General features: G+C 66.3%; 9 protein-coding genes and 3 tRNA genes. 7 read left to right on the plus strand and 5 right to left on the minus strand.

The features are described 5' to 3' along the window. The first annotated feature begins 46 nt into the window (after positions 1–46). The 3 genes from secA to C998_RS0105620 are packed head-to-tail and all read left to right on the plus strand — an operon-like array spanning position 47 to position 5,035. Positions 47–2,851 carry a preprotein translocase subunit SecA gene (gene secA / locus C998_RS0105610; protein ID WP_018869884.1) on the plus strand — a complete coding sequence of 935 codons (2,805 nt, stop codon included), beginning with the start codon at positions 47–49 and terminating at the stop codon, positions 2,849–2,851. Next, positions 2,851–4,068: a bifunctional glutamate N-acetyltransferase/amino-acid acetyltransferase ArgJ gene (gene argJ / locus C998_RS0105615; protein WP_018869885.1), complete on the plus strand. Its 1,218-nt coding sequence runs from the start codon at positions 2,851–2,853 to the stop codon at positions 4,066–4,068. The genes secA and argJ overlap by 1 nt, the downstream gene beginning before the upstream one ends. Further along, entirely contained in the window at positions 4,049–5,035 is a 987-nt protein-coding gene (locus tag C998_RS0105620) for a Nudix family hydrolase (RefSeq protein WP_026279491.1), read from the plus strand. Before argJ ends, C998_RS0105620 begins: the two co-directional genes overlap by 20 nt. Positions 5,036–5,063: 28 nt before the next feature. Here C998_RS0105620 and zapD read toward each other — a convergent pair whose 3' ends face one another. From zapD to pilB, 5 genes are read right to left on the minus strand one after another with little or no spacing between them, the layout of a single operon-like run. Next, positions 5,064–5,834, minus strand: coding sequence for a cell division protein ZapD (gene zapD / locus C998_RS0105625; RefSeq protein WP_018869887.1), 771 nt, complete (start codon positions 5,832–5,834; stop codon positions 5,064–5,066). 55 nt (positions 5,835–5,889) lie between these two features. Next, positions 5,890–6,501, minus strand: coding sequence for a dephospho-CoA kinase (gene coaE / locus C998_RS0105630; protein WP_018869888.1), 612 nt, complete (start codon positions 6,499–6,501; stop codon positions 5,890–5,892). 9 nt (positions 6,502–6,510) lie between these two features. Next, complete coding sequence (locus C998_RS0105635; protein ID WP_018869889.1) at positions 6,511–7,377, minus strand: A24 family peptidase; 867 nt, start codon at positions 7,375–7,377, stop codon at positions 6,511–6,513. A 22-nt stretch (positions 7,378–7,399) separates the two neighbouring features. Continuing rightward, a complete protein-coding gene (locus C998_RS0105640; RefSeq protein WP_018869890.1) occupies positions 7,400–8,611 on the minus strand; it encodes a type II secretion system F family protein in 1,212 nt (403 codons plus the stop codon). Between the two features lie 19 nt (positions 8,612–8,630). Continuing rightward, complete coding sequence (pilB, locus tag C998_RS0105645) at positions 8,631–10,346, minus strand: type IV-A pilus assembly ATPase PilB (RefSeq protein ID WP_018869891.1); 1,716 nt, start codon at positions 10,344–10,346, stop codon at positions 8,631–8,633. 260 nt (positions 10,347–10,606) lie between these two features. Here pilB and C998_RS0105650 point away from each other — a divergent pair. From C998_RS0105650 to C998_RS0105665, 4 genes are all read left to right on the plus strand, one after another. Continuing rightward, a tRNA-Tyr gene (locus tag C998_RS0105650) sits at positions 10,607–10,691 on the plus strand. Between the two features lie 53 nt (positions 10,692–10,744). Beyond that, a tRNA-Gly gene (locus C998_RS0105655) sits at positions 10,745–10,818 on the plus strand. 20 nt (positions 10,819–10,838) lie between these two features. Beyond that, a tRNA-Thr gene (locus C998_RS0105660) sits at positions 10,839–10,914 on the plus strand. A 70-nt stretch (positions 10,915–10,984) separates the two neighbouring features. Beyond that, the coding region (locus C998_RS0105665; RefSeq protein WP_018869892.1) for a GTP-binding protein at positions 10,985–11,355 on the plus strand (371 nt) is incomplete at its 3' end.

Genomic DNA, 11,355 nt, shown 5'->3' on the forward strand with positions numbered 1-11,355 from the left:
CGGATCGTTTATCCTAGGTCGGTTTCAGCCAATCTTCCGGATCCCCATGAAGCAGCTCGTACGCAAGTTCTTCGGCAGTCGCAACGACCGCATCATCAAGCGCTACGCGAAAAAGGCCGAGCGCATCAATGCCCTGGCCCCGGCCATCGACGATCTGCCGCAGGAAGAGCTGCGGCACAAGACCGATGAATTCCGCCGGCGGCTGCAGTCGGGCGAGGACGTGGATGCGCTGCTGCCGGAAGCCTTCGCGGTCTGCCGCGCGATGAGCGACCGCGTACTGGGCCTGCGCCACTTCGATGTCCAGCTGATGGGCGGGATGGTCCTGCACGACGGACGGATCGCGGAAATGCGCACCGGCGAGGGCAAGACCCTGGTCGCGACCCTGACGGCCTATCTCAATGCGCTGCCGGGCGATGGCGTGCACGTGGTGACCGTGAACGACTATCTCGCCCGCCGCGATGCGGCCTGGATGGGACGGCTCTACCAGGCCCTGGGGCTGACGGTCGGCGTCATCAACTCCTCCGGCGGGCAGTCGGGCGGTGCCTCCTCGTTCGTGTTCGACCCCGACCATGTGGCGGGTGAGGACGGCATGGACGGCCTGCGGCCGGTCACCCGTACCGAGGCCTACGCGGCCGACATCACCTATGGCACGAACAACGAGTTCGGTTTCGACTATCTGCGCGACAACATGGCCTTCTCGGCCGATCAGCGCGTGCAGCGGGGCCTGAACTACGCGCTGGTCGACGAGGTGGACTCGATCCTGATCGACGAGGCGCGCACGCCCCTGATCATTTCCGGCCCGTCCGGCTCGGACTCCGAGCTGTACGAGCGCATGAATGCGATCCCGCCGCAGCTGACGCGTCAGGAAGACGAAGAGAGCGAGGGCGACTACTTCGTTGACGAGAAGGCCAAACAAGTCTTCCTCAGCGAGGACGGCCACGAGAAGGCCGAGGCCCTGCTGCGCGAGGCCGGCCTGCTGGAGGAGGACCAGTCGCTGTACGACGCCGGCGCGATCGCGGTCCTGCACCATCTGAACGCGGCGCTGCGCGCGCATGCCCTGTTCCAGCGGGATGTCGACTATCTGGTGCGCGACAACCAGGTCCAGATCATCGACGAATTCACCGGCCGCATCATGACCGGCCGGCGCTGGTCCGAGGGGCTGCATCAGGCGATCGAGGCCAAGGAGGGCGTGCCGATCCAGCGCGAGAACCAGACGCTCGCCTCGATCACCTTCCAGAACTATTTCCGCCAGTACGACAAACTGGCGGGCATGACCGGTACCGCGGACACCGAGGCCTACGAATTCCAGACCATCTACGGCCTGGAGGTCGTGGTGGTTCCCGGGAACAAGCCGCTGATCCGCGAGGACATGCAGGATCTGGTGTACCTGACCCAGGACGAGAAGTACGACGCGATCGCGAAGGAGATCCAGTGGTGCGTCGAACGCGGCCAGCCGGTGCTGGTCGGCACGGCCTCGGTCGACAGCTCCGAGCGGCTGGCGAAGTCCCTCAAGGAGAAGGGCATCGAATTCGAGGTGCTCAACGCCAAGCAGCACGAGCGCGAGGCGCACATCATCGCCCAGGCGGGACGTCCGGGGGCCGTGACTCTGGCCACCAACATGGCCGGGCGCGGTACCGACATCGTCCTCGGCGGCAGTCTCGACGCGGAACTGGCCGGTGTTGATCCGAACGACGAGCAGCAGCGCGAACGCATCCGCGAGGACTGGCAGAAACGTCACGACGACGTCATCGCCGCCGGCGGCCTGCACATCATCGGCTCGGAGCGGCACGAATCGCGGCGCATCGACAACCAGCTGCGCGGGCGTTCGGGGCGCCAGGGTGACCCGGGCTCCAGCCGTTTCTTCCTGTCCCTGGAAGACAACCTGATGCGGGTGTTCGCGTCCGAACGGGTGAAGTCCCTGATGGGACGCCTGGGCATGAAGGAAGGCGAGGCGATCGAGAACGCCTGGGTCTCGCGCGCCATCGAGAACGCCCAGCGCAAGGTCGAGGCGCACAACTTCGATATCCGCAAGCAGCTGCTGGAATACGACGACGTCGCCAACGACCAGCGCCAGGTCATCTACGAGCAGCGCGCGGAACTGCTGACCACCGAGGACATCAGCGACACCATCGATGCCCTGGTGGCCGACGTGATGAATGCGCAGATCAGCGAGTACATCCCGCCCGGCAGCATCGAGGATATCTGGGATCCGGAAGGGCTGGAGCAGGCGCTGCGCAACGAATTCGGCCTGGAACTGCCGGTCAAGCAGTGGCTGGATGACGAGGACGACCTGCACGAGGAGCCGCTGCGCGAGCGCATTGTCGAGCGGGCGCGCGAGGCCCTCAACGGCAAGCGCGAACAGCTGGGCGATGCCACCATGAATCGCCTGCAGCGCGACGTGATGCTGCAGGTGCTGGATTCGCAGTGGAAGGAACACCTGGCGGCGATGGACTATCTGCGCCAGGGGATCGGCCTGCGCGGGTATGCCAACCGCAATCCCAAGCAGGAATACAAGAAAGAAGCGTTCGCGATGTTCCAGTCGCTGCTGGAGCGCATCAAGCACGACGTGATCAAGATGCTGCTGCGTATCCAGCTGCGTTCCGCCGAGGACGCCGAACAGCTGCAGCCGGAACGCCAGGCACCGGACACCGGGGCCATGAATTTCCGCCACGAGAACCCCGACAGTCCGCTGGCCGCGGACGAGGACGACGGGGGCGCCGCGGAAGATGACGCGCGCAAGGTCGCCGGTGGTGACGAGACGTACCGGCGGGAGGAGCCCAAGCTCGGCCGCAACGAGCCCTGCTGGTGCGGTTCCGGCAAGAAATACAAGCACTGCCACGGCCGGCTCTGATGGCCGTGGGACTGCAGGAACCGTCGGCGCCGCCGGCCGTGTCGGGCATCCGTCTGGCTGCCGGCGCGGCCGGCATCCGTTATGCGGGTCGTGATGACCTGGTGCTGATGGACGGTGGCGAACACGCAGTGGTCGCCGCGTTGTACACCACCAGCGCGTTTCGCGCCGCGCCGGTGGAGGTTGCTCGCCGCCATCAGGCGGACGGGCGCCCCCGCTGGCTGCTGATCAACGCCGGGAACGCGAACGCGGGTACCGGCGAGCCCGGGCTGCGTGCGGCCGAGGCCAGCTGCACGGCCCTGGCCCGGCTGGTCGACAGCGAGGCCTCGGCGGTGCTGCCGTTTTCCACCGGGGTGATCGGCGAGCCGTTTCCGCTGGAGCGGCTGGAGGCGGCCCTGCCTGCGGTCCACGCCGGACTGGCCGAGGATGGCGAGAGCTGGCTGCGGGCGGCGCGGGCGATCATGACCACCGACACGGTGACCAAGGTCGCAAGCCGCGACGTCCAACTGTCCCAAGGGCGCGTGCGCCTGACAGGCATGGCGAAGGGATCGGGGATGATCCATCCCGACATGGCGACGATGCTGGGTTTTGTCGGCACCGATCTGGCCACCGATGCGGACGAGCTGGACGCGCTGCTGCGCGAGGCGAACCGTGACAGTTTCAACGCCATTACCGTGGATGGCGATACCTCGACCAATGACGCGCTGGTCTGCATGGCCAGCGGGGCCAGCGGTGTCCGCCTGGCTGGCGATGCCGACCGCACCGCGTTCGCGCAGGCGCTGGGGTCACTGTGTCTGGAACTGGCGACCGCGATCGTGCGCGACGGGGAAGGGGCGACCAAGTTCGTGACCGTGGAGGTGACAGGCGCATGCGAGCGGGCGGAAGCCGAGCGCGTTGCCGAGACGGTCGCGTTGTCCCCTCTGGTGAAGACCGCGCTGTACGCCAGCGACCCGAACTGGGGGCGCATCCTCGCGGCCGTGGGACGGGCCGGCGTCAGCGATCTCCGGATCGAGGGGGTCACGGTCGACATCAACGGTCTGGCGATCGTGCGCGCTGGCGGCCGCGCGCCCGAATACCGCGAGGAAGACGGCCAGGCCGCCTTCGCGGCCGACGAGATCACCATCGCCATCGACCTCGGACGGGGCGATGCGCGGGCGCGCAAGTACACCTGCGATTTCTCCCACGAGTACGTGCGCATCAATGCCGAATACCGCTCCTGAGGCGGCACCGCTTGATGTGGCGCTGGGCGTGATCGAGGACGGGGCCGGCCGGGTCCTGGTTGGTCAGCGCGGGGCCGGGCAGCATCAGCCGGGCCGCCTCGAATTCCCCGGCGGCAAGCTGGAGGCGGACGAGTCCCCGGTCGCGGGCCTGGTACGCGAGATCCGGGAGGAGACCGGCCTGGGGGTCGAGCAGGCCATCCCCTGCCTGCGGCTGGAGCACGACTACGGCGACCGCCGCGTCAGGTTGCACGTGTTCCGGGTGCCGGACTGGAGCGGCGAGGTCCGGGAGTGCGAAGGACGTGCCCTGTGCTGGCGCGAGGCGGCCGCGCTGGATCCGGCGGATTTCCCGGCCGCCAACGGCCCGATACTGCGCCTGTTGCAGCTCCCCGATTTCCTTCTGGTGACGCCCGACCCGGCCGGGTCCGACGGCATCGCCGCCGTGGTGGACCGTGTGGCGGCCCGCCTCCGGCACGGGGACGTGGGGCTGTTGCAGATCCGTGCGCCGGGGCTGGCACGGGACGACTATCTCCGCTTTGCCCGGGATCTGGTGGCGGTGTCGCAGTCGCTGGGTACCGAAGTGCTGCTGAACGCGCCGCTGGACTGGCTGGACGAGCTGCCGCCGGCCGGGGTGCATCTGCCGGAGCGGCGCTGGCGGGCGCTGTCCCGGCGCCCCGCGGTAGCCGGCCGTATCAGCGTCTCGGCGCACGATGTCACGGGTCTCCAGGAGGCGGGGAGGCTGGCGCCCGATCTGGCCGTGGTCGGTCCGGTCCGGCCGACCCGGACGCACCCGGGGGCGACGCCGCTGGGCTGGGACGGTCTGGCACGTCTGACCGCTGCGAGTCCGGTGCCGGTCTACGCCCTGGGGGGGCTGGACGCGGGCAGCCTCGCGCCGGCCCGCGCCGCCGGTGCCTGCGGGATTGCGGCCATTCGTGGTCTGCTCGGAGAGCCGCCGGGCGGCGGGGAGTGACGGCACGGGCGGTGCCGCCCGGTCCTAACTACAGGGCGCAGCAGCAAAGGCCGAACGTCACATCCTCGCGCACCGGATTCGGGCGCGAGCGGAAATCGCCGGGATCCATGAAGCGCACGGTGAAGCGCTGACGCCCGCCCGAGATCTCGGGGTAGATGCCCAGCTGCGGGTCCACGCTGACCCGGATCATCTGCCAGGCGTGCTGGCTGTCCAGGGGCTGTTCCAGGAAGCCCTCCTCCGCGGTGACGCTGCGGTCGTTACCGGATCCGCGGATATAGCGCAGCACGTGCTGCGTGGCCTCGGTCACGCTCTCCAGCGGCCGGAACCACTCCAGCAGCAGCTCGGTGCGTGCTTCCACGGGCTGTGACAGCCAGTGGTGGTAGATCGGCAGATCGAAGTCGAAGGCTCCCCCGGGCAGGGCCATCCGCTGGCGCACACTGTTGAAGAATTCGTTCTCGCGGACCGCCCCGTCCAGCGCCCCGGCCTGCTCTTCGAGTGCGGTATGCAGGCGTCGCTGGTCGTCCATCGTGCTTCGGAAACGGCTGGCGTCGATCCCGGGCTGGTCGGCCAGCCGTTGCAGATTGGCGGTCTGGCGTTCGATCTCGCCCATCAGTTCGCGCTTGATGTCGACGCGCGTGACCAGCGCATAGATGTCGACCAGGGAGACCAGGGCTTCGTGATGGTCGTAAGGTTGCCCTGCCTGCAGGGCGTCACCGAAACGTTGCGTGAGCGCCTCCAGCCGGAGCAGGAGGCGGATCCGTTCGTGGAGGGGCTGTTCGAAGATCAGCGGACGGGTCACGGCGGCGCCATTGGATTGAAGATCCTGCAGTATCGAACATTGGGGGGCATGGTTTCTACCCGTCGGAAGTGAGGGAGCGCAATTCGCGGTCGATGGTCAGTACCTGTTCACGAAGCCGGGCATCGTCCACGCTGTCCCGATTGTCGATCCAGGCGTCCGCCCGCCGGCGCCGTTCGTCGGACCCGAGCTGACGCTCCATGATGGCGGCGACCTCCTCCCGGGTCCGGTCGTCGCGCCGGGTGACTCGTTCGATTTGCTCCTCGGGCGTGCATTCGACGGTGATCACCCGAACAAAATCGTCCTCCCAGCCGGCCTCGAACAGCAGCGGGACCACGATCAGGGCATACGGGGCGTCCGTGTCGTATTGCTGGAGTCGGGCATGGATCTCCCGATGGACCCGCGGGTGAACGATGGCTTCCAGCGCTTCGCGCTCGGCCGGGTCGGCAAACACGCGCGCGGCCAGCGCACGGCGATCGAGGTGACCGCGCGGATCGAGCACCCCGGGGCCGAAGTATTCAACGATGGCCCCGTGCAGGGGCTGGCCGGGTTCCTGCAGTTCGCGGGTGACGCGGTCGGCATCCAGAACCGGTACCCCCAGTTCCGCGAACAATGCCGCCACCCGGGTTTTCCCGGATCCAATGCCGCCGGTCAGGCCCGCCCGTTCCATACCCCCGGATTATAGGCCGTGAGGAAAATAGATGCGCAGCAACGCGTCGCCGGTGATCAGCGTCAGCCAGCCGGCGGCGGCGAGGTACGGGCCGAAAGGGATGGGGATGTTGCGGTCGCGCCCGCGCAGGGCGATCAGCGCGATCCCGACCACCGCACCCACCAGTGACGCGAGCAGCAGAATGACGGGCAGGGCCTGCCAGCCCAGCCACGCGCCCAGGGCGGCCAGCAGCTTGAAATCGCCATACCCCATCCCTTCCTTCCCGGTGAGCAGGCGGAAGCCGTGGAAGATCAGCCACAGGAGCAGGTAACCCGCCATGGCCCCGAACACCGCGGACTGCAGGTCGGTGAACAGCCCGAAGCTGTTGACCAGCAGGCCGAGCCACAGCAGCGGGAGCGTCAGCTGGTCCGGCAGCAGGGTGGTGCGGGCGTCGATCCCCCCGGCCGCGATCAGGACGGCCGTCAGGATCAGGGCCATGCCGGCTTCGATGCCCGTGCCGAAATACCAGACGGTGACTGCGAACAGGATCCCGGTGAGCAGTTCCACCGCCGGATACTGCCAGCTGATGCGCACACCACAGCCGGGACAGCGGCCACGCAGGAACGCAAAGCTGAGCAGCGGGATGTTCTCGATCGCGCGGATGGCGCGCTGGCAGTTCGGACAGCGCGAGCGGGGATGGATCAGGTCGAAACGTTCCGCGGTGGTATCCGCCGGCGGTTCCTCGCCATCCAGGACGTAGCGGGCCTCGGCCTGCCACTCCCGTTCGAGCATCACCGGCAGCCGCGCGATCACGACGTTGATGAAGCTGCCGATCACGAGCCCGAGAACGGCGGCGACCGCGATCGCGATCGCCGGATTGGCCAGCAGATCGCTCATGGCCGGCGGCCGCGGGTGGCCGTCACAGAACCTGCCCCATGTGGAAGATCGGCAGATACATGGCGATGACCAGGCCGCCGACCAGCACGCCCAGCACGACCATGATCAGCGGCTCGAGCAGGCTGGACAGGCTGTCCACCGCGTTGTCGACTTCTTCTTCGTAGAAGTCGGCGACCTTGCCCAGCATGGTGTCCAGCGAGCCGGATTCCTCGCCGATCGCGACCATCTGCACCACCATGTTGGGGAACACGGCGGTATTGCGCATCGACCATTGCAGCTGGCCGCCGGCCGCGGTCTCATCGCGCATGCGCTCGGTCGCTTCGCGATAAACGGCGTTACCCGTGGCGCCGGAGACCGAGTTGAGGGCGTCCACCAAAGGCACGCCGGCGGCGAACATGGTGGACAGCGTGCGGGCGAAACGGGCCACCGCGGCCTTGCGCAGGATGGGCCCGAATGCCGGGGCACGCAGGATCGCGATGTCGAGGAAGCGATCGAATTTCGGGAGACGCTGGCGTGCCTGGACGAAGAGGAAACCGGCCAGAACGGCCCCGCCAAGCAGGGCCCACCACCAGGCCTGCACGAACTCCGACATGTTAATGACCATGCGGGTGAACACCGGCAGGTCCGCGCCGAAGCCCTGGAACAGGGATTCGAACTGCGGCACCACGTAGATCAGCAGGATCGCCGTTACCACGATGGCCACCACGATGACCGCCGCCGGATAGAACAGGGCCTTGCGGATCTTGGCCTTGAGGGCCTCCGTTTTCTCCTTGTAGGTCGCGATCTTGTCGAGCAGCGTCTCCAGGGTTCCGGACTGCTCGCCCGACTCGACCAGATTCACCACGAGGTCGTCGAAGTGCTTCGGGTGCTTCGACAGGGCGGTGGCGAAGGTGTCGCCGCCCTCGACGTCGGTCTTGATCTGCATGATCAGATCGCGCATCGAGGCCTTTTCGTTGCCCCGTCCCACGATTTCGAAGGCCTGCACCAGCGGCACGCCCGACTGCAGCATGGTAGTCATCTGCCGCAGGAAATATGCGATGTCGGCGGGGATGATCTTCTTCTGCCCGCCACCCAGAAGGGGCTTCGGCTTCTTCTTGATCTTCAGAACGTTGACACCGTTCTTGCGCAGTTCGGCGCGCGCGGAGGTCTCGTTCTCCGCGGGCACTTCGCCCTTGACGCGGTCCCCGTTCTTGTTGAGGCCTTCCCAAGTATAGATCGTGCCGGAATCGGCCATTCCCTGTCCCCCTTAGCCGCTAGTCGATGGTCACGCGGTTGACTTCTTCCAGGCTGGTCAGCCCTTCGATGACCTTGTGCAGGCCCGCCCGTCGCAGGTCCTTGATGCCTTCCTTTTCGGCCTGGCGGGCGAGTTCGGTGCTGTTGCCATTCTCAAGGATGATTCGTTCGAGTTCCTCCGAGATCGGCAGAACCTGGTAGATCCCGACCCGGCCCTTGTAGCCGTTGGTGCACTGATCGCAGCCCACCGGCCGGTACACCGTGAAGCCCTGTTCGAGCTCCTCGTCGGTGAAGCCCTCGTCGCGCAGCGTTTCCTCCGGCAGATCCTCGGGTGCCTTGCAGTTGGGGCACAGACGGCGCGCCAGTCGCTGCGCGATGATCAGCAGGATGGACGAGGCGATGTTGTATGGCGGGACCCCCATGTTGGCCAGGCGCGTCAGGGTTTGCGGCGCATCGTTGGTGTGCAGGGTGGAGAGTACCAGATGCCCGGTCTGGGCGGCCTTGATGGCGATCTCGGCGGTTTCCAGGTCGCGGATCTCGCCGACCATGATTACGTCGGGGTCCTGGCGCAGGAAGGCGCGCAGTGCGCTGGCGAATGTCAGTCCGACCTTGGGGTTGATGTTGACCTGGTTCACCCCGGGCATGTTGATCTCGGACGGGTCTTCCGCAGTGGAGATGTTGCGGTCGGACGTGTTGAGGATGCCCAGACCGGTGTAGAGGGAGACGGTCTTGCCGGAGCCGGTCGGTCCGGTCACCAGGATCATTCCGTACGGGCGGCCGAGGGCCTCCAGGTACTGCGCCTTCTGCTCCTCCTCGTAACCGAGCTGATCGATGCCCATCGATGCCGAGCTCGGGTCGAGGATTCGCAGCACGATCTTTTCGCCGAACAGCGTGGGCAGCGAACTGACCCGGAAATCGATCGCGCGGGTGCGCGAGAGCTTCAGCTTGATGCGCCCGTCCTGCGGAATGCGGCGCTCGGCGATGTCCATGCGCGACATGACCTTGACGCGTGCAAGGATGCGCGGGGCCAGCGAGGTCGGTGGATGAGCCACCTCGTGCAGCACGCCGTCGATGCGGAAGCGCACACGGAAATCTTTCTCGAACGGCTCCAGGTGGATATCCGACGCCTTGCGGTTGATGGCGTCCATCAGGAGCTTGTTGACGAAGCGAACGACCGGGGCGTCGTCGACTGCGTCGCCTTCCTCGGATGCGTTGTCGGCGTCGGAATCCGCCTCGACGTTCAGGCTGTCGAGTTCGTCGTCGCCCAGGTCCTCCATCAGCTGCGACGCAGCATTGAGCGCGTCGTCGATCGCCCGGTCCAGCTTCTTCGGTTCCACCAGCACCGCCTCGACGGGCATTCCGGTGGCGAACTTGAATTCGTCGGTGGCCACCAGGTTGGTGGGATCGGACACGGCGATGAACAGCCGGTTGCCGCGCTGCATCAGAGGCAGGGCATGATGCTTCTGGATCAGCTTCTCGTTCAGGTGGTCACGCGGGATGACTTCCTCGTCAAAGGCCGCCATGTCCAGCACCGGAAGCCCGAACTCCTCGGCCGCCGCCTCCACCAGTCGCGGTTCCGGCACGTCGCCCTTGTCGGCCAGCAGCGCCATGAGGGGGGTCTGTTGGGTCCGCGCCTGTTCGACCAGCTGCTGGGCGATGTCCTGTGCAATCAGCCCGTTGTCGACGAGGCGTTTCGCCAGCCCCGGCAGGCGGGGCGTCGTGTTGCTGTTGGCCATGGGTGTTCGCAGACGTTATTGGGGATGATCCACACTCTACGTGGCGCGGTCCGGAATGAAAACGCATGTCCGGGGCGGCGCCGCGGCCGACCCGTGCATTCGCTCGATATTAGAGCGGTTATTCGGCGGATTACAAGGATGGGTGCAAGGTTTTTCGCCGTCAGCGCCCTCGATGCGGGCCGATCGAAGGTTTTGCGAACGGCCTCTCGCGCGGGGTTGACTTGCCCTGATCTGTCTCTCAGAATGCACGGCTTGGTTCAGGAGGGATACCCAAGCGGCCAACGGGGGCAGACTGTAAATCTGCTGGCACAGCCTTCGGAGGTTCGAATCCTCCTCCCTCCACCACCCAGTTTCATGCCAGCGACCCGAGCGGGCGATGGCGAGAAAGCCAGGGTTCTGCGGGTGTAGTTCAATGGTAGAACCTCAGCCTTCCAAGCTGATGATGTGGGTTCGATTCCCATCACCCGCTCCAGATTCTGGCTTGCAGGTCAGGCTCATGTAGCTCAGCAGGTAGAGCACTTCCTTGGTAAGGAAGAGGTCACCGGTTCGAGTCCGGTCATGAGCTCCATTTTTTCAGGCACGTAGCAGCGTCAGTGCTGCCGTCGTAACGACAGCGTCACGATCCGGGGAAGCGAGATATGTCCAAGGAAAAGTTCGAACGCAAGAAGCCGCACGTGAATGTGGGGACGATTGGTCATGTGGACCACGGGAAGACGACGCTGACGGCGGCGTTGACGGTGGTTCAGGCGAAGAAGTACGGCAGCGATGCGCGTGCCTTTGACCAGATTGACAACGCGCCGGAAGAGAAGCAGCGCGGTATCACGATTGCGACGGCGCACGTGGAGTACGAGTCGGACACGCGCCACTACGCGCACGTGGACTGCCCGGGTCACGCGGACTATGTGAAGAACATGATCACCGGTGCGGCGCAGATGGACGGCGCCATTCTGGTGGTTTCGGCGGCGGACGGTCCGATGCCGCAGACGCGGGAGCACATCCTGCTGTCGCG

The sequence above is a fragment of the Thioalkalivibrio sp. ALgr3 genome, assembly GCF_000377325.1.
Lineage (GTDB): Bacteria > Pseudomonadota > Gammaproteobacteria > Ectothiorhodospirales > Ectothiorhodospiraceae > Thioalkalivibrio.

Excerpts from the sequence above, each read along its gene's own strand:
- C998_RS0105620 (WP_026279491.1), top strand. The coding sequence starts at position 4,049 with ATGCCGAATACCGCTCCTGAGGCGGCACCGCTTGATGTGGCGCTGGGC.
- pilB (WP_018869891.1), bottom strand. The coding sequence starts at position 10,346 with ATGGCCAACAGCAACACGACGCCCCGCCTGCCGGGGCTGGCGAAACGC.
- secA (WP_018869884.1), top strand. The coding sequence starts at position 47 with ATGAAGCAGCTCGTACGCAAGTTCTTCGGCAGTCGCAACGACCGCATC.
- argJ (WP_018869885.1), top strand. The coding sequence starts at position 2,851 with ATGGCCGTGGGACTGCAGGAACCGTCGGCGCCGCCGGCCGTGTCGGGC.
- coaE (WP_018869888.1), bottom strand. The coding sequence starts at position 6,501 with ATGGAACGGGCGGGCCTGACCGGCGGCATTGGATCCGGGAAAACCCGG.
- C998_RS0105640 (WP_018869890.1), bottom strand. The coding sequence starts at position 8,611 with ATGGCCGATTCCGGCACGATCTATACTTGGGAAGGCCTCAACAAGAAC.
- C998_RS0105635 (WP_018869889.1), bottom strand. The coding sequence starts at position 7,377 with ATGAGCGATCTGCTGGCCAATCCGGCGATCGCGATCGCGGTCGCCGCC.